Source organism: Boseongicola sp., assembly GCF_057460485.1.
The window spans coordinates 16337-33529 of the sequence record NZ_JBVCWP010000018.1 but is presented as its reverse complement, the minus strand read 5'-3'; the positions used below and the strand labels follow the sequence as shown (position 1 = coordinate 33529).

Annotated in this window: 13 protein-coding genes and 5 pseudogenes; 10 read left to right on the top strand and 8 right to left on the bottom strand. The window is 55.3% G+C overall.

Annotated elements, in window-relative coordinates; translation table 11 throughout:
- Positions 1-657 precede the first annotated feature (657 nt).
- Positions 658-1134: pseudogene (locus AC221Y_RS04580) on the top strand (NAD(P)-dependent oxidoreductase); the annotation flags it as partial.
- Entirely contained in the window at positions 1132-1554 is a 423-nt protein-coding gene (locus AC221Y_RS04575) for an NAD-binding protein (protein ID WP_486706855.1), read from the top strand. The pseudogene AC221Y_RS04580 and the gene AC221Y_RS04575, both read left to right, overlap by 3 nt.
- A gap of 286 nt (positions 1555-1840) precedes the next feature.
- On the opposite strand, the pseudogene AC221Y_RS04570 reads toward AC221Y_RS04575, so the two are convergent.
- Positions 1841-2973: pseudogene (locus AC221Y_RS04570) on the bottom strand (IS3 family transposase).
- Positions 2974-3206: 233 nt separating this feature from the next.
- Positions 3207-4250 (bottom strand): YeeE/YedE family protein, encoded by a 1044-nt coding sequence (locus AC221Y_RS04565; protein ID WP_299750182.1) that lies wholly within the window; start codon positions 4248-4250, stop codon positions 3207-3209.
- A 589-nt stretch (positions 4251-4839) separates the two neighbouring features.
- On the opposite strand from AC221Y_RS04565, the gene AC221Y_RS04560 reads away from it, so the two are divergent.
- The gene (locus tag AC221Y_RS04560) at positions 4840-5442 is read left to right on the top strand and encodes a DUF2238 domain-containing protein (protein WP_299750180.1); all 603 of its coding nucleotides are present in this window, start codon (positions 4840-4842) and stop codon (positions 5440-5442) included.
- Between the two features lie 75 nt (positions 5443-5517).
- Here the strand turns inward: AC221Y_RS04560 and AC221Y_RS04555 are convergent, their stop codons facing one another.
- From AC221Y_RS04555 to AC221Y_RS04545, 3 genes are all read right to left on the bottom strand, one after another.
- Positions 5518-6258, bottom strand: coding sequence for a methyltransferase domain-containing protein (locus tag AC221Y_RS04555; protein WP_486706854.1), 741 nt, complete (start codon positions 6256-6258; stop codon positions 5518-5520).
- Between the two features lie 163 nt (positions 6259-6421).
- Positions 6422-6880 (bottom strand): GFA family protein, encoded by a 459-nt coding sequence (locus AC221Y_RS04550; protein WP_299751404.1) that lies wholly within the window; start codon positions 6878-6880, stop codon positions 6422-6424.
- Positions 6881-6920: 40 nt separating this feature from the next.
- The gene (locus tag AC221Y_RS04545) at positions 6921-7214 is read right to left on the bottom strand and encodes an antibiotic biosynthesis monooxygenase family protein (protein WP_299751401.1); all 294 of its coding nucleotides are present in this window, start codon (positions 7212-7214) and stop codon (positions 6921-6923) included.
- A gap of 231 nt (positions 7215-7445) precedes the next feature.
- Here AC221Y_RS04545 and AC221Y_RS04540 point away from each other — a divergent pair.
- Both AC221Y_RS04540 and AC221Y_RS04535 read left to right on the top strand, forming a co-directional pair.
- Positions 7446-7934, top strand: a pseudogene (locus AC221Y_RS04540) (tyrosine-type recombinase/integrase); the annotation flags it as partial.
- A gap of 272 nt (positions 7935-8206) precedes the next feature.
- Positions 8207-9046, top strand: a complete 840-nt coding sequence (locus tag AC221Y_RS04535) for a universal stress protein (RefSeq protein ID WP_486706853.1) — start codon at positions 8207-8209, stop codon at positions 9044-9046.
- Between the two features lie 599 nt (positions 9047-9645).
- On the opposite strand, the gene AC221Y_RS04530 is transcribed toward AC221Y_RS04535, so the two are convergent.
- Both AC221Y_RS04530 and AC221Y_RS04525 read right to left on the bottom strand, forming a co-directional pair.
- On the bottom strand, positions 9646-12360 hold the full coding sequence (locus AC221Y_RS04530; RefSeq protein ID WP_299751395.1) for a cation-transporting P-type ATPase: 2715 nt from the start codon (positions 12358-12360) through the stop codon (positions 9646-9648).
- A gap of 95 nt (positions 12361-12455) precedes the next feature.
- Positions 12456-12758 (bottom strand): alcohol dehydrogenase catalytic domain-containing protein, encoded by a 303-nt coding sequence (locus AC221Y_RS04525; protein ID WP_486706852.1) that lies wholly within the window; start codon positions 12756-12758, stop codon positions 12456-12458.
- A gap of 156 nt (positions 12759-12914) precedes the next feature.
- Here AC221Y_RS04525 and AC221Y_RS04520 point away from each other — a divergent pair.
- The 5 genes and pseudogenes from AC221Y_RS04520 to AC221Y_RS04500 all read left to right on the top strand — a co-directional run.
- Positions 12915-13010: pseudogene (locus AC221Y_RS04520) on the top strand (IS6 family transposase); the annotation flags it as partial.
- Between the two features lie 122 nt (positions 13011-13132).
- Positions 13133-14317: an alpha/beta hydrolase-fold protein gene (locus tag AC221Y_RS04515; RefSeq protein ID WP_299754273.1), complete on the top strand. Its 1185-nt coding sequence runs from the start codon at positions 13133-13135 to the stop codon at positions 14315-14317.
- 45 nt (positions 14318-14362) lie between these two features.
- Positions 14363-15622, top strand: a complete 1260-nt coding sequence (locus tag AC221Y_RS04510) for an ATP-grasp domain-containing protein (protein ID WP_486706851.1) — start codon at positions 14363-14365, stop codon at positions 15620-15622.
- Positions 15603-16334 carry an esterase family protein gene (locus tag AC221Y_RS04505; RefSeq protein WP_299754277.1) on the top strand — a complete coding sequence of 244 codons (732 nt, stop codon included), beginning with the start codon at positions 15603-15605 and terminating at the stop codon, positions 16332-16334. The genes AC221Y_RS04510 and AC221Y_RS04505 overlap by 20 nt, the downstream gene beginning before the upstream one ends.
- A gap of 128 nt (positions 16335-16462) precedes the next feature.
- Positions 16463-16583 (top strand): annotated as a pseudogene (locus tag AC221Y_RS04500) (IS6 family transposase); the annotation flags it as partial.
- A gap of 403 nt (positions 16584-16986) precedes the next feature.
- On the opposite strand, the gene AC221Y_RS04495 reads toward AC221Y_RS04500, so the two are convergent.
- Positions 16987-17190, bottom strand: coding sequence for a hypothetical protein (locus AC221Y_RS04495; RefSeq protein WP_486706850.1), 204 nt, complete (start codon positions 17188-17190; stop codon positions 16987-16989).
- Positions 17191-17193 lie beyond the last annotated feature (3 nt).

Genomic DNA, 17193 nt, shown 5'->3' with positions numbered 1-17193 from the left:
GGAGATCAACGGTGAAACGCACTACCTGTGGCGGGCCGCCGCTCTCTCCGAGTGGCGTCAACTCGGTGCGGCATAAAGGGCAGCTTCATTGTCCTTGCAGAGACTGGTTCGCATTGGTCTGACAGCACCCTTTATATGATCCACCGCGAAAGGGTCACCGCCCGTCAGCTGATCACTGAGCGCGCTGCTCCACCGATCTGAGGTGGAGTGCGATCTTTAGTGCAAAGAACCCACAGCCGACGGTCAACCCAGCCTGAGATGCCGCAGGTCTAGCTGGACGGACCCAGCGCATTGCGGAGGGTTGCAAGCAGGGAGGTTGGGCGGAATGCGGACGTTCGTGGCGCTTTGCTTGAAGGGCAGCTCTGCGGGAAAAGCCGGCCTGATGCATTTGCAGCGAACATTGCTACGACACACCGGTCGAAACAGCGACCGAGTTGCGGCAGTGCAGCACAATTCCCCCAAACCGGCCGTTCGCTGCGCCCGTGTCCAATGTCTCAGATGCGGGACAAAGCCATCCTTCGCTGCACAGCGGCACTTCAAGGCTGGAGGGACTTCGGCTCTGCGGAAAATACCGAAAAATGCATGCAACCGTGCTTGCGCCCGAATTAGGTTGCAGAACTTAATCACCGAAGTCACACATGCTTTAAACGGGGGAAGAGTATGGCTAAAGAAAAGATAGGCTTTGTAGGCGTTGGGCTAATGGGCCACGGCATGGCGAAAAATATTTTGGTAGCGGGTTATCCGGTTACCGTCATCGCCCATAGCAACCGCATACCGGTCGAGGACTTGGTCGCCCAAGGCGCAACAGAGGCCGCTTCACTCGAGGAACTGGCTGGCAACTCTACGATCATCCATATTTGTGCCCCTGGCTCCCCGCAGGTGGAAGCGATTGTTGACGCACTTATGCCAGCTATGCGCCCCGGCACTGTGATTGTTGATTGCTCGACCTCAGACCCAAACTCAACTGCCGCCCTTGCTGCAAAACTCGAAGAGGGTGGTTTCCACATGGCAGACGCACCGCTGGGAGGCACTCCTATTCAGGCAGAAGCAGGGGAGCTTGCGGCCATGATTGGAGCGTCTGACGCCGTCTTCGAGAGACTCAAGCCAGTAGTCGCTACATGGGCAGGTTCGATCGTCCACATCGGGCCAAGCGGCGCCGGACATAAGATGAAGCTTCTGAACAATTTCCTCTCCTTGGGATATGCGGCTCTTTATTCTGAGGCGCTAGCCCTGTCGGAAAAAGTTGGCATTTCCACCTTGCAGTTTGACTCCGTTATTCGCGGCAGCCGTATGGATTGCGGCTTCTACCAAACCTTCATGGGATACGCAGTTGAGGGCGATCGCGAGGCCCACAAATTTACTTTGACCAACGCGCTGAAAGACATGTGCTATCTTGAATCCATGGCTGGGGCCGTGGCCTTGGCAAACCCGATTGGGAACGCGGTGAAAAATAGCTTTGCTCTAGCTCATGCAGCAGGAGGCAATGGGCCTGAGGACTACGTCCCGCATCTCACAGACTATGTTGCGAAACGAAATGGTGTAGAGAAAGCTTAGGTCCCAAAATCGTCTCGACGGAGGTATTCGAGCCCTTTGAGGTTCTGAAATTCGAGAAATGTCACTCGTTTAGGCACAGTTATATGAGGGTTAGACAAACAAAAACCCAGCCGATGATAGGCCAAGGGGTGTTTCAAATTCGCCTAAGTAACGGCATGCTTCACTTCATCCTTCGCGCTCTAATTTTTTACGCGCCAATTTCCGCGCACGGCGGATTGCTTCAGCAGAGGTGGTCCTGGTTCTTCGACCACTTTGCAGCCCTGTTAAGGTGGATCAGGGTTTCTTGTCAGGCTGCCATTCTCATTGGTTCTTTTTGGCTCGCATAGGCTTCGTCGGGGGTCAAGATGCCGTGGGTCGAGTGCGGTCGTTCGGCATTGTAATAGGCCAGCCATTTTCCGATGCCAGTTTTCGCCTCTGAGCCTTTCTCAAACGCGTGCAAATAGACGCATTCGTACTTGAGGGATCTCCACAGCCGTTCGATCATTCGGTTATCAATCCACCGCCCTTTGCCATCCATGCTGATCTTGATCTTCGCATCGCTCAGCACGTCGATCCAGTCGCCGCTGGTGAACTGTGATCCTTGGTCAGTGTTGAATATCTCCGGCGTGCCATGTTTTGACAGCGCTTCTTTCAGTGCTTCGATGCAGAACGCCGTGTCCATGCTGTTTGAGAGCCGCCAGGCCAAAACCTTGCGGCTAAACCAGTCCATGATCGCCACGAGGTACAGGAAGCCGCGCTGCATCGGGATATAGGTGATATCTGCACACCAGACCTGGTTTGGACGGTCAATCACTACGTTCCGTAGCAAGTATGGCCAGATCTTATGCTGCGGGTGTTTCTTGCTGGTGTTCGGCTCTTGGTAGATCGGCACCAACCGCATGAGGCGCATCAAACGGCGGACACGATGCCGCCCGCATGCGTGGCTGTTGCGCTTCATGTGCCGGGCCATTTGACGTGATCCGTACCACGGAGTCTCCAGGAATTATTTGTCGATTATCGCCATAAACCGCAGGTTCTCGGCGCTCTCGCCCTTCGGCTCATAGTACAGATTTGACCGTGCCAGAGTCAGCAACGCGCACTGGCGACGGACGCTTAACTTATGATCCTTGCTCACCATTTTTTGCCTCGCGTCCCGAGCAACTGGTGCGAGGCATTGGCCAAAAAATCCCGTTCCACCACAAGCTGGCCAATCTTGGAATGCAGCTTATCGACTTCAGCCGCACTTACCTGCTCCGAGGCTGTACCGCGGCGCGCAAAAGCTGTCGCCATGTTCTCTATCGCCGCGCGCTTCCAAGTGCCGATTTGCGTCGGATGAACATCGTACTTCTTGGACAGTTCCGCCAGCGTCAGCTCCTCGCGGATGGCTTCAAGCGCAACTTTGGCCTTGAACTCAGGCGAATGGTTCTTTCGTTTCTTCATTCTGGATCTTCTCTCTCATCAAGCGATCCACCTTAACAAATGGTCCGAAAGTCCGCGACCACCTCTGTTGTAGTCATATCAACTGAATGAAACAAAACTGCGACTTTCGTTAATCTTAAGCGGCCGTTGTGCGCACAGGTGCGGAATGACGGCACCGAGCCCAGAGCGGCCGGACTGAAATCGCGTCCTTCGCTTGTGCTGCAAAGTGCCAGATCTCTTGCGAGCGTCAGATATCAAGCAGGTACGAACGCCGGTTCCCGATCAACCATGCGGCTGACCAAGGCCGCACCAACCATGATGCTCACAAGCGCAAGCAGAGCCGCGATGCTGAGCGTTGCACCGCCGCTAAGGCCGGCGCCAATGGTGCAGCCTCCTGCTAAAACGCCGCCAAAGCCCATCAAAACCGCACCGGCTGTATAGCGCAGCGTTTGAGTCGGACTTTCAAAACTTTCAAGCTTCAATTCGCCGCGCACGGTTGCACTAAGGAAGCTGCCCAGCAACACACCGCCAATGAGGCCAGTGCCAAAACCTGCGGGTATCGCGCTGGAGGCTATTGCCCAGAACAACGTGTCAGACCAAGGTAGAGTAAAGGCAGCGGACTGCACTACCAGCGGATCGAAATCATCGAATACAAGAAAGCTTGTTGTTGCCCATCCGAGAACCGGAACTAAGCCGATGGCTGAAGCGAGAGCCACGTTTGTTATCGCGGGGCGATGACGGTAGATCATGAAGATGGCGGCCAATACCACGACGGCTGAGGCAATGGTCGCGCCGAATGGAATTTCGGAAATAGTGCCGAATGGAAGGTCAGCGCTTACAGACCCGAGTGCGGTGCGTGCAGGCGACAGAACGCCTTTGAGCGTAGCGTGTGCAACGATAGCAAAAACTACTAGCACCGCAACTGCGCGCAAATTGCCTGTTGCGGCGAGCACAGTTAGGCGGGACGGACACCCCCTCGTAAGAATCATGCCCGAACCGAACGCTAAACCTCCGAAAATAATTGCCAGAAACGGCAATTCTCCATCGAGATAGCGATGTCCTGCGAGGTCAACCCATCCGGCGGCAACAGCAAGCTGAAAACATACTATTGCCGTAGCCAAGGCCGTCAGCCAAACTGCACCTGCCCGTCCGCGATCTTGAAAATCGCCGGCGACAGCGCGGCGAAGGCAAAACCTAGTTATCTGGGCCGCAAAGCCGAACGTAGCACCAAGGCCAAGCGCAAACAAAACCTGTAGTGTGCGAGCGTCCAGCCCCCAGTCATACTGTTCAAGCAGCATCACAATCCCCTCTTCAACAAGCCGGACATCTGATCCGTTGACAGCCTTGTCAATAAGTAGAAACAGAACTCTATTTCAAAAATGCCCTCCCAAACGGGAAAATTTTCCTAAACTATGTCAATCACTGGTACCCGCATACAAATTAGGCAGAGCTAGTTAAGCCACTTTCCCTATTTATCTGCCGATGGAGATTTAGCGGCTTCGACTGCTATTTTCTCCAACCCACAGGGATCAAAGACACTTGATGGGAGCGCCGGATTCACGAGGAATAGTAGGTCGGTTTCAGAGTTTATTTGCCATGCCCGGCATTCGGCGCCGATGACCCCTCTGCGGAGAGGCTGTGTGAAAACTATCGAGAGCTTTTACAAATGCCAGAAATTGCCAGATTTGGGCGCCTTCTGGTCGAGCTGAACCATCAAATTAGCAACTCCCGAAAAGGAGCGGCGCGAAATCATGAAGAATCCCGAGTTTTCACACAGCCTCCGGACAAAGCTGTCATTTCATCTCGTCGGTCAATCAGACCGAGAGGGCATCTCTCAAACTTGACTCCGATCAATGAACGGATTTCTGAAAACGATACATACCGCTTATGAAAAGAATACTATCTCGCGGGGAGCATGGCGTCGCATACTTCACGGTGGCTTACATCGTTGCCTTTACGCTTTGGTTCGTTTCCATCGGCAACTACGAGTTCATTGTCTACGTGATAACGATGGTGGGTCTCGTTCTGCTCGTCGGGCTTTCGCTCGGAAAGGCAGAGTACACTCTGGCGATGCTATGGGCGCTTTCGGTTTGGGGACTGATGCACATGGCCGGTGGCGGTGTGCCAATCGGCGATTCCGTCCTCTACAATCTGCACCTCGTTCCAATTGTGGAAGCAGAACGCCTGTTCATTCTGAAATTTGATCAATTGGTCCATGCATACGGGTTCGGGGTCACGGCCTGGGTACTGCATCATCTGCTCACCCGTCACTTTCCCGAAATGCATGGAACGGCAACCGCTCTCGTTTATCCGGTATTGGCATCCATGGGACTTGGCGCGCTGAACGAAATCATCGAGTTCTCGGCCGTCCTAATGGTCCCCGACACCAATGTCGGAGGCTATATTAACACTGCGCTCGACCTTTGCTTCAACGCCGTAGGAGCAATCATAGCGATGACGATAATCGGACTTCGGCGGAGAGCCGCCTGATGGAGATCATCCATTGGTCCGCTTTGTGGGGCCGGCATTCAAACGCCTCACTTGTGTGCCGAAATCAGGTAGCGATTAAGCGAGAAGAAGAATCCACCCGTTCTTTCTAATTCCTGTTGGTCTTCCAACCACGCTGCTTGCTCCTGCGAACTGAACTCCGAGGAACTGTCCATAATGGAAGTTGCGAACCCTGCCGATTGGCGTGTACGTGTCCTCGCCAAAGCTGGTGTTCAAAACCACAAAACTTTCCGCCGATATGCTGGAGAACCCGGCCAACGCCAGTCTCATTGGCAATGACCTAGGCAATCTGGCATCGGCGTAGACCGCCTGATAGGTCGTCATCACGCGCTTCATCAGGGTGGGATCACTGCTTGTCCAAACCAACGTTTCCCAATCTGTGTCCAGTATTACGATGCGACCACCAGGTTTCAGAACACGGAATGCTTCGGTCAGCGCGCAATCGACATCATCGAGAAAGCAAAAAAGCTGCGCAGCGACTATGGCGTCGAAGGTCCCGTCCTCAAAAGGCAGGTCCTGCGCGTCGCCAAGCAGGAATTCGCCTTCGCGGCAGATGTGGCGTGCCATCTCCAAAATCGTCTCCGATGAATCCAAGCCGACAACACGCCCTTCGGATCCAACGGCGTTGAGCATGTCCCGTGCCAAAATGCCGTTTCCCGAGCCAAGTTCCAGAATGACCTCTGCTTGACCCGGCGACAGTACGCGCATGATCTCGGAGCGTTGGCGAACCATCTCCTCGGTTCTGGCCATCTGCTCCTGTTTTGCCGCCATCTCGGCGTCATAGAAATCACTGGCCATGGCTAATCCCCCTGCGCTTAGGAAATTCCAAGATAGCACCGGGCCTTTTGAAAAAACATGCTTGCTGTTCTGCTGGACCTCTCTGCTCCGGGCCCAACGCCGCCAATTGACCGATGGCCGCTTCGCGCAACGCCGCAGTTTCGGATCAACACTGGCGAACAATTTAGGCCAGCGCCGCCTCTAGCCGATCGAGCGCCTTCTTCGGCCAAACCTCGTCAAAATTGTAGAACTCTTCAAAGACAGGGATGTCTTCGCTGAGAGGTACCCATGCCTGCTTGCTGCTCGTGAAGATTTGTACATCCGGGGGGCATCGGTTTGGGTCATCCATGGTTCCGACACGCACATAACGCAGCTTGCCAAGTCGAACCATGTAGCTGCTGAAGACCGCTACGCCGCAATGTTCGCAGCGGGTTACGATTTGGCCTTTTCCACTCGGTGTCGGAAGTTCATGTTCACTGATCGGTCCTTCATACTCGACGCGATCGGCCTCGATTATTGCGTTCAAGACGTAGGCGGCTCCCGTCAGCCTTTGGCACTCACTGCAATGACAGCAATGCACGAACATCGGTGGTGATTTCATTTTATAGGTGACAGCGCCGCAGCCGCATTTTCCCTTAAGCATTCTTCCCTCCCAATCCCTTTCTATTGGTCAAACCCCAGCCCTAATCGGCCAAGTCGTAGTGCTTGATTGTCCGGGACTCGACCAATTCAGCCTCTTCCGGATAAATGTGATGGCTCCGGTAGTCTTCGCCGACGAATGCCTTGAGCGAGTCCAAGCTGTCCCAGATCATGACAAAGCTGAACTCTCTCGGAGATTCCTGACGTGGAGCACCGGGTAGCACTTGAACAATACCCTTTGTCCCTTTCATTAATGGGATCGCCGTCTCGTGGAAGAACTTGCCGAACTCTTCCTCTTTGCCCGGTCTCGTGACGACCTGAAATATCCGCATGATCATGTATCCGTCCTCCGAAAGGTGCGGTTCTTGGATGCATGGGTGCCTCAAACGATTGTAGCCTAGCACAATCTGGCGAGATTGTCTGCTCTGGGCTCGAAGCGGCCCACTGCGACGCAGCGAAAGCATTCTGACCGACCGCGCCGAAACCAGTCATTCGCCAGGCAATGATATTCTACCAGGGTCGGCACGGCGTCGACGTCTGGGATGGGAGGGCTGGATGGAGACTCCATCATGTCCAAAATTCAACTTCCCGAAACCATTACAAAACGCCCCCCTTGGAATAGAGGCCGACTCGTTGGCCAGAAACGACCGCTCCTGCCGAGACAGGTCTGGGCCAGACGAGCGCTACTTGAACTCGCTGACAATCTCCGAGACCTCGCTTTGTTCAACCTTGTTATCGACAGCAAGCTGCGGGGTTGTGACCTCGTCCGCCTGAGGGTGGTCGACCTCGTTGTCGACGGTTCAGTGCGCGAACGGGTGTCGGTCATCCAGAGCAAGACCGTACGACCTGTCTAGTTTGAAGTGTCCGAGAACACTCGAAAGTCTGTGTTGGAGTGGGTCGAGTCACCTGCCATGCGTGGATGCGAATTTCTTTTCACCAGCAGGTTCCAGGCCTTTCAGCACTTGTCGACGCGGCAGTACGCTCGGCTCGTGAGGGAGTGGGTGTCGGCCATCGGGCTCGACTCGTCGGGATATGGGACACATTCCTTGCGGCGCACCGTGCCATGGAAGAAAATACCGCAGGCGGGGAAAGATTGTGGTCACGACGTATACGAAAAGCGGCATGAACAGAAACCAGATGCCTCTTAGCCAAGAAGCAAATCTGTCCTAAAAAGCAGGATCACCGCACTCTGCCATAGACCTGGGAACATACGTCGTTCTTGCCCACAGAATATCGGCAGGAGTGTTGATCTGGATCAGTGAGCCACACTTTGGGTTTGATAACGTTCTTATGACGTTTCTTGCCAACGTCCCCAGAAAGGTCGCGAAAAATGAGCCTACAGACAATCCTTGTTTGCCTGACAACTCAGGATCATGCTGAGACGTTGATGAAACTGGCGGTGCCGCTTGCGCGCAAACTCAATGCACATCTGGTGGGACTTCACACGCTGGAGGCATTGAACGTTTACCCTAGCATCGCAATGCACATCCCGGCCCCTGTCTTTGACACCTTCAACAAAAGTCAGGCTAGAGAAGCCGAGGCAATCAGGGGCATCTTTAACAAATATACAAAGAACGAAGACTTCCCCAATGAATGGCGCCTTTTGCAGGCAGAATCGACCTCGGCCACTGATAGAATGGTTGAAAGCTCTCGGGTGGCTGATCTGGTGATCATGTCCGATGAAGACAAAGAGACCGAACGCTATGACCAACGCAATGCGCGCATGGACGTCATTCGTGACAGCGGCCGCCCAGTGATCGTCGTGCCGTTGGGATATGAGGGGCCGACAGTTGGAGAAAACATCCTGTTGGGGTGGAGCGATACACGCGAAGCGGCACGGGCAGCCCACGATCTTTTGACGCTGGCCGATGAGGGGGCAAGGGTATGCGTGCTGCATGTGGGCAGGTCACAGAAGGACGAGCTTGCCGAGTCCGATACAATTGAACTTGCTAATATGTTTGCACGACACGGTCTGAAGGTCTCCCTTGAGCATCGTGATGGAATGGCCAAGGACGTCGCAGAGATGATAAAGAAGAGCGCCTTCGAGAAAGGATCAGATCTGATCGTCGTTGGCGCCTTTGGGCACTCCAAAGCCTATGATGTCGTCGTTGGTACGGCCACGTATGCATTGCTCAGTGACGCAAAGCTGCCAGTCATGTTCAGCAAATAGCTTTGAAAAGCCGTGTCACGTGTGGCCGTAAATCGATCCCGCGTAATTGCAAAGGTCTGTTTTGGGTCTAGATCGGTAATCACGATTGCCTGCGCATATCCTGCTTCCCGATGACCCTAGCGGTACCGTGCACCAATAGCTGTTGCCCGGGAACGAAGCTGCCGTCCAGGACGCACTATTAGGTGCGCGCTTTACCCACAGCATTTCGCGACACCTCACGACCGGATTGAATGACGGCTACAACCAAGAAATCTTCGCCATTTGTAGGGAGGTCTTGAAAGGAACCAGCATGCATATCAAAGTCTATACAGATTACAGCATCGACGGGATCGGGCCGGATGTATGGTTTGCGCAGCTGGCGATCGAGTGAGGGTCATTGTGGCCCTATTGGAAAGACTGGTTGGACGACAAGAGCAGTCGCCGCGTTTCTGCACCAAGGCTAGGGCATCGGCGCGCGCTCCGATCATCCAGGCCCCCGGTACCTATGGGCATCAGACGTAGAGGCGGCGACCGAGCCCTTACAAAAGCCAGACCTGCTGCGCGGCGACCTACGCTTTGCTCAAAGGTCCGGCAGACGGCTATCAGAAACCGGACGGCGGCTAGCGGCTTTTCCTACGGTCAGTCAAGGTAAGCCGAAGTTGCTTCTCAGTTTCGATGATTGCAAAGAAAACCATGCCGATGATCAAGATCAGAACACCGTCAAAGAGCGATACGGCTCGGGTGCCAAAGATTTGCTGTGCCGTTGGCCAGTAGGTCAGGAGAAGCTGCGCGGGAACCACGAGCGCCAAGCTTATCCAGATCGCTTTGGTACCACGTGCTGCGGCCCAGGTCAGCGACGTGCTGAAGATGTTGCGAATGAAGAAAATATGGAAGATCTCCAGCACAACCAGCATGTTCATCGCCATCGTCTGTGCCAGTTCCAGAGAATAGCCCTTGTCGAGAGCATAGAAATTCACACCAAATACGGCAGCGACGAACAACACCGAAATGAAGACGATGTGCCAGACCAGTCCTCTGTCCAGCAAGGGGGCGTTTCTCGGACGCGGCGCGCGCACCATAGTGCCGGGTTCAGTCGGTTCAAAGGCCAGGGCCAGCCCGAGAGAAACGCCTGTAATCAGGTTCACCCAGAGAATCTGCAACGGTGAAACCGGCAGAGCCAGACCAAGTAGCAGCGCAACCGTTATTGCCCCGGCCTCGCCAAAGCTGGTTGGGATCTCGAACCCGATCACCTTGCGAATGTTGTCAGAGACCGTGCGCCCCTCACTTACTGCGGCGGCGATCGACGCGAAATTATCGTCGGCCAATATCAAAACCGCCGTTTCCTTGGCGGCCTCGGAGCCTTTCACGCCCATCGCGATGCCAACGTCGGCGCGTTTCAGAGCGGGGGCGTCGTTGACACCGTCACCCGTCATCGCGACGGTCAGGCCATGCGCCTGCAGCGCCGTGACCAGGCGCAGCTTGTTCTCAGGTGATGTCCTGGCGAAGATGTTGGTGTCCAGCGCAGCAAGCGCCAACTCCGGGTCGTTGAGCCTGTCGATGTCAGCCCCGGTCAATACGGAGGAGGGGTTCTTTAGCCCGATCTGCTGCCCGATGGCTGAGGCGGTGCCGGCGTGATCGCCAGTAATCATCTTAACGACAATGCCTGCATCGTGACAGTTGGCGACCGCTTTAATGGCTTCGGGGCGGGGCGGGTCGATAAGGCCGGTCAGACCGATCAACGTCAGTTGCCCATCCAGTTTCGATCTGTCGATGCGGTTGTTCTTCGTACTTTGCATCGCGAAAGCCAGAACACGCTGGCCTTCCGAGGCAATGCGATGTGCCGCGCGATCCCAAAACGCATGGTCGAGTGCCACGTCTTGACCCTCGCTTCGTTGCGTCGCACACATTGACAACACGCGTTCCGGGGCACCCTTGACCAGTATAAGGCCGTCTTCGTCAGGCGCTTCAGCCAGAATTGCCATGAAGCGGTGCACGGCATCGAACGGTATCTCGTCATGCCGGGTCCACCCATCGAAAACGACGTCGAGTTTTCCTGCGAAGGCAAGAAGCGCGCCTTCCATGGGATCGCCTGCAACGTTCCAGGACCCGACGGTTTCGCGCAGGGCGGCGTCGTTGCATAGGACTGCTGCGCGCGCCAGTTCCACCAATGCGCCGGACGCAGGCTCGGGATCTATTGTGCCTATGGGAGAATAGCCGTCACCATGCACCGTGAAGCTTCCTTCGGTGGTCATCGCGGTGGCCACAATCATCTCGTTCCGGGTCAGGGTACCTGTCTTGTCCGTGCAGATGACCGATACGGCGCCAAGGGTTTCTATCGCAGGCAGGCGGCGCACAATCGCGTTGCGGCGCGCCATAGCCCTCACGCCAACTGCCAGAGCAATCGTCATGACGGCGGGAAGTCCTTCGGGAATTGCAGCGACCGACAGGCCGACGACGTTCATGAATATCTCAACGAAGGATAGGTGGCTTACGAAATAGCCATAGGCCAGCAGCACTGACGCTATCAGCAGGATCAGGATCGTCAGCCAGCGGGCGAAGCGGTCCATCTGCTCGACAAGAGGGGTCGTCAGCGTCTCGATCGTGGAGATCATTCCGCCGATCCTGCCGATTTCGGTTGTCGCACCAGTTGCGACGACCAGGCCACGCCCCGATCCACCGGTGATCAATGTACCGCTGAAGGCCATGCAGTTGCGGTCACCTATTGCGGCGCCTTGGGCGACAGGCTCAAGGTTTTTCTCCACGGGAACAGACTCACCTGTCAGGATGGCTTCATCGATCCGAAGACCAGTGGCCTCGAACAGGCGCAGATCGGCCGGAACCCTTTCGCCCGGTTCAAGAAACACGACGTCGCCCGGAACCACGTCGACGCTGTCGATGCCGTGACGCTCGCCGTCGCGCAGAATTGTCGTATGGGGCGCAAGCATCTGACGGATGGACTCCATCGCCTGTTCCGCCTGACCCTCTTGAATGAAACCGATAATCGCATTGGCGAACACGACAGCAAGTATCACGGCCGTGTCGGCATAATGGTCCAGGGTCGCCGTTGTGGCCGCAGCGCCAAACAGGACATAAATCAGGACATTGTTGAAATGAGCCAGAAAGCGCAGGATCGGATCGCGTCGCGCCGTTTCCGGCAGGCGATTTGGACCATGGCGCGCCAACCGCTCCGCGGCCTCGGTCGCACTCAGACCCGCACGCGTAGCCTCGAATGCCGCCAAAGCATGTTCGACCGAAAGCGTGTGCGGGTCCCGATCCGAGCCCGACACAAACGAACCGCCTATTTCGTTCTCAGAAGGGGTCGGCGCGACTGTCATTTTCCTTGTCATGCCATTTTCTCAAGCCGGGGGAGCAATCTTGAGTACGCCACCCCGCTGGTTCGGGAACAGATCATTAAGCCTCCTCGATCTGGTCAAGCGTGTAGCGGTGCGTTGCTATACTCACTGGGGCAAATCGCACCTGCAATCACGCGCTGCCATCGAAATACTCCTGTACGCCGCGCCGATTTCTCGATCGAGCCAACGGGTTCATGGCCGATGGTGAGGCCGCGTTCCGCCGGGTATTCGCCTTTCAGAATACGAATATCGGTGCCGCAAATCGTCGTTGTCGCAAGGCGGATGAGCGCGTCGAGCGGCCCCACGTCCGAGATCGGTTTGTCATCGAGAACGATCCGGTTGGGTTCGACGAAAACGGCGGCCTTCGTCATTTTGGGCATTTGATGCCTTCCTTATGACACTGCATTGCTTGGCTTTCCTCTGGTGTAGCCTAGACAGACCTGCGGGACACTTGCGGCCCTACTTTAGCTTGTCTCTGAGGGCTTTGTCAGAGGAACTGGCTTGAGAGGGGTAGGGCGGCGATTTAGCTTGGTAGAATGACAAAACGCAGCCCCATCTACGTTCGGTTTCCTCTTTCGCTCCGAAATGTGGAGAATCTACGAGACGCGCGTGGCATAGAGATAATCCACGACCGGCGCCTGAGCGGTGCGTGCTAGCTAAGGGACGGGATTGTGGGGCACCGCGCAAACCCTTACTTGAGGCCTGAAGCTACGCGTGCATACGGCGACTTGATCATCGGCCAGCCAGGACAGTTATGAAAAATCACACTCAGAGCAACAAGGCGGGTATGCCTGAGGGCAGGCCAGATGCGGTGCACCCGAGCCTTAAAGCACTTATAACAACCGGCGACATGTCGCCCGACGCCGTCAACTATTTCATATCCGGGCTTGTGTCACCGCTTGTCGAGCCTGGAGCGTTAACCTTTCTCTGGCGCGGCGAGGCAGTTTCGCTGGAACTGCTTCGGTGGATCCATGCGGGCGTCGACCGGCTTGTCTTCCAACGCCTAGCTGGCAGCGATCTTTGGGTTCTTAGGGTATCAGTTCAGGACGGCGGCCGATTTGAATATAAATTGAAAGTGGCGTTTCCAGGCGGGGAGGAATGGGTTCTTGACCCCATGAATCCGCATCGTGCCGGCGATCCCTTTGGTGAGAATTCGGTCGCGATGACCTTCGGATATGCTCCTCCGGAATGGAGCCGAAATCGTGGCGCACCAGATGGCCTCATCGAAGAACTGAAGATCGAAAGTGCGGTATTCGGCCGGACCCGAACAGAGCGCATTTACCTACCTGATGGGTACGACACGAACGAGACCTATCCACTTGTCGTCATACATGATGGTGGTGACTACGACGAATATGCCGACCTCACTGTTTCGCTCGATAATCTGATTGATGCCGGTGATATTCCGCCTCTGATAGCAGTTCTTATTGAGGCCGATGATCGGATGAGCGAGTATCCTAAGGGCCGTCGCCACGCGCGATATGTCGCCGGAGAGCTACTGCCTGCGGTGATAGAGAGCTATTCGGTTTCGAAGAAAGCCGAAGAACGTATACTTCTTGGCGCCAGCTTGGGTGCCGTCGCATCATTGGCGACGGCCTTTCGATTTCGCGGCGTTTTTGGCGGCCTAATCCTAAAATCGGGTTCTTTCGTCTTGGACCCTTCGAAACTGAGTAAGCGACCACACGTCGTTTTCCACCGCGCCGCCCGACTGGTTGATGTCGTCCGCCGCGCACCGGCACTGACCGGCACGAGAGCCTTCATATCGACCGGTGAGCTAGAAGGTCTGGCAGATGATAACGAGGCCCTTGCGGATCTTTTGCGGAATAGCGGCGTAGATGTCATGTTCAAAAGCTCGTGGGACGGTCATCATTGGCACAACTGGCGGGATCAGTTGCGGGACGCGTTGATCTGGGTCCTTAAATCTAGGGCGGACGAATAGACTCGGCTCAATACTTTGCGTGTCGCTTGGAGGCAGGGGGAATCCATGGCTAAGAACTTAAAGCACATAGGGCTCTCACTAGGGGCTGATATTTGTTGGCCCATCGCTTATGAAACCCTGTTCGAGGCACTCACCAAAGATGGCCTAAAGGTTAGCGGAAAGACGCTAGACTTCGCTGTTGAACGCATAACAATCGAGCCATTCAGCCTTCAACAGCCTGTCAAATATGACGTTGTGATCGACCGGCTCACGCATTGGTATTCCACAAGCCGCGAATGGATCAAGAAAGCTATCCTGATCGATGATCTTTATGTCTACAACAACCCTTGGTCGCTTCAGTCGAACGAGAAACACACCAGTTATGCAGCGATGCTGCGGCTGGGGCTTCCCGTGCCCGAGACCTGGATGCTGCCGCCCAAGGCCTACGATCCGTCTGATGATCTTGAAGCCACGTTGACCAAATATGCCCGTATGTTCAACCTGGACGAGATTGGAGATAAGATCGGCTACCCCCTATTCATGAAGCCCTATCACGGAGGCGGCTGGAAGGGCGTTACGAAGATAGACAACGCAAGTGCGTTGCATCGTGCTTATGATGCTAGCGGGACTGAAGTTATGAACTTGCAGGCAGCCGTTTTGCCGCATGACTTTTTCGTGCGCAACGTCGGGCTGGGTCCGCAAATCCGTCATGTGAATTATGATCCCGGCGCTCCGTTGCACGACCGCTATCGTCAGGACATCAACTTCCTAAGCGCCGAGGATCAGCAGACGCTTAAGGACATGACACTGACGATCAATGCCTTCTTCGGTTGGGAATTCAATTCATGCGAAGCGCTAAGGCGCGACGGGATCTGGCAACCGATCGATTTTGCGAACGCATGTCCGGACAGTCAGGTGACGTCGATACATTACCATTTCCCCTGGCTTATTAAGGCTAACCTGCGCTGGTCGTTGTACTGTGCGGCCACCGACCGACAGATGCACAAAAACATGGAATGGGCACCGTTTTTCAAAATTGCCGATAGTGACCGATCCCCACGGCAGAAGCTGGCCGAATACGCCAAGATCGCCCACAAGCGGTTTGAAACCGAAGAGTTTCGCAAATTCTGCAAAAACCAGCTCAGTGACCTCGACGAACTGGCCTACGATTTCTTCGGTTCGGAAAAGCTACGCGATGCTATACGCCAGAAGGTCCAAGCGCTGTTCCCTACACATGAACACGAGGAGTTCACCGAACTGTTCTGGGACCGGATCCAGTTGTGGCGCGATCAGGAGGGGCGGCACGGTGACAAAGAAGGTTTCTAGGTGGCGTTCTGACCGGCTGCATCGTGAGATCGCGCTGGCACGCTGGGGAGACTTCGGTCAGCCGGTGCTCCTATTTCCAACCGCCGGCGGCGATGCGGAAGAAATCGATCGGATGCAAGTGATCCGCGTTCTCGGCCCGCTGCTCGCGGAGGGACGCATCAAAATATACTCATGCGATAGTATTGCCGGCGCTGCTTTTGCGTCGAAAGAAGGATCAATTGAGCATCGCTGCTGGCTGCTGAACCAGTTCCACGAATATGTCGCTCACGAAGTGGTTCCGGCAATTCGCGCGGACTGCAACGACGAAAACATCGAAATCCTCGCGGCAGGGGCGTCAATAGGAGCGTTTAATGCGGTGGCAGTCACATGTCGCTATCCGCATCTTTTCCATACTGCGCTGGGGATGAGCGGCACCTATGATCTGGAAAGTCTATTGGATTTTCAAGGCAACAGCGAGTATTACTTCGCCTCGCCACTCGCCTTCCTACCGCACCTCGAAGGACCCATTCTCAAGACGCTTCAATCCCGGTTCATCGCGCTGCCTTTTGGCCAAGGTCGCTGGGAGAACCCCGCGGAAAGTTGGCGCATAGGTGAACTTCTCGGCGAAAAGGCTATTCCTAACCGCGTCGATGCCTGGGGAGAGCAATATGATCACGACTGGCCGACATGGCGAGAGATGCTGCCGCTCTACCTCGACGACCTTGTTTCCTGACCTTCGGTCCAAATGTGAACATCATCTTCGTCGAGCTCGCATCCCCGCATTTCCTTCCAATCAGCGCGAATGACTTTGTCAGAGGAAATTGACCTGAGACGGGCAGGGCAACGATCCAGCTTCGTAGAATGACAAAACGCAGCCCGTTTCATTGCTTTAAAACACGCTGGGGCAATCCGCCTGGCGGTGATGATGTACGTCCGCTTCCCACTTTCGCTTCGCAATGCGGAAAACTTGCTCCATGAGCGTTGTTTTCAGCCACCGCCGAAAAGCTCTCAATTGGCAGCCTACGGTTGCATGAGAAGAGCAATGCATCCTGCGCGCCCAGTTCTGCGCGACGCAAATGCAGGTCAAAGCCGCCGCTATTCGCATTAATCGTCTCCAGCTTGCTCGCTGCATCGAGACATACCGACCCTCCTATAGATTTGAGAGCGGCAATCAGGGCATCCATGTTCATGTCTCCGCTTCCAGTTTCAGGTTCAGCAGCTAAGGCGATCCCGGTCAAGCCAGCCATTGCTGGCAAAAAACCGAACCCTGTCACGATCCCAACTTGGATCATCGTGCGGCGCGCTATTCTTCGTCGTTCAACTGACACTGCGGTCCTCGTTCTTTACCCAATTGCTTTCAAACGTCGTTAAAAGTTAGCCCGCGTCTAAGGGAAAACAACGCCGGTCACATCTTCGCCAACAGCCCAAAGCCTGTCCGCCACCGCCGCATCAAGCGCTGCGCCGTCAATCACGCCAAGTGCCGGAAAACCGCCCATCTCTCCCGGGCCGTCGGGGCCAAAATAATCGCCCGATTTTACATGGCCCGTCGCTGCAACAAGTGTTGGCAAAGCCCCCTGCCATGCCTCCATGAA

Excerpts from the sequence above, each read along its gene's own strand:
- AC221Y_RS04510 (WP_486706851.1), top strand. The coding sequence starts at position 14,363 with ATGGCTAAGAACTTAAAGCACATAGGGCTCTCACTAGGGGCTGATATT.
- AC221Y_RS04515 (WP_299754273.1), top strand. The coding sequence starts at position 13,133 with ATGAAAAATCACACTCAGAGCAACAAGGCGGGTATGCCTGAGGGCAGG.
- AC221Y_RS04495 (WP_486706850.1), bottom strand. The coding sequence starts at position 17,190 with ATGGAGGCATGGCAGGGGGCTTTGCCAACACTTGTTGCAGCGACGGGC.
- AC221Y_RS04555 (WP_486706854.1), bottom strand. The coding sequence starts at position 6,258 with ATGGCCAGTGATTTCTATGACGCCGAGATGGCGGCAAAACAGGAGCAG.
- AC221Y_RS04550 (WP_299751404.1), bottom strand. The coding sequence starts at position 6,880 with ATGCTTAAGGGAAAATGCGGCTGCGGCGCTGTCACCTATAAAATGAAA.
- AC221Y_RS04545 (WP_299751401.1), bottom strand. The coding sequence starts at position 7,214 with ATGATCATGCGGATATTTCAGGTCGTCACGAGACCGGGCAAAGAGGAA.
- AC221Y_RS04530 (WP_299751395.1), bottom strand. The coding sequence starts at position 12,360 with ATGACAGTCGCGCCGACCCCTTCTGAGAACGAAATAGGCGGTTCGTTT.
- AC221Y_RS04560 (WP_299750180.1), top strand. The coding sequence starts at position 4,840 with ATGAAAAGAATACTATCTCGCGGGGAGCATGGCGTCGCATACTTCACG.
- AC221Y_RS04525 (WP_486706852.1), bottom strand. The coding sequence starts at position 12,758 with ATGCCCAAAATGACGAAGGCCGCCGTTTTCGTCGAACCCAACCGGATC.
- AC221Y_RS04535 (WP_486706853.1), top strand. The coding sequence starts at position 8,207 with ATGAGCCTACAGACAATCCTTGTTTGCCTGACAACTCAGGATCATGCT.
- AC221Y_RS04565 (WP_299750182.1), bottom strand. The coding sequence starts at position 4,250 with ATGCTGCTTGAACAGTATGACTGGGGGCTGGACGCTCGCACACTACAG.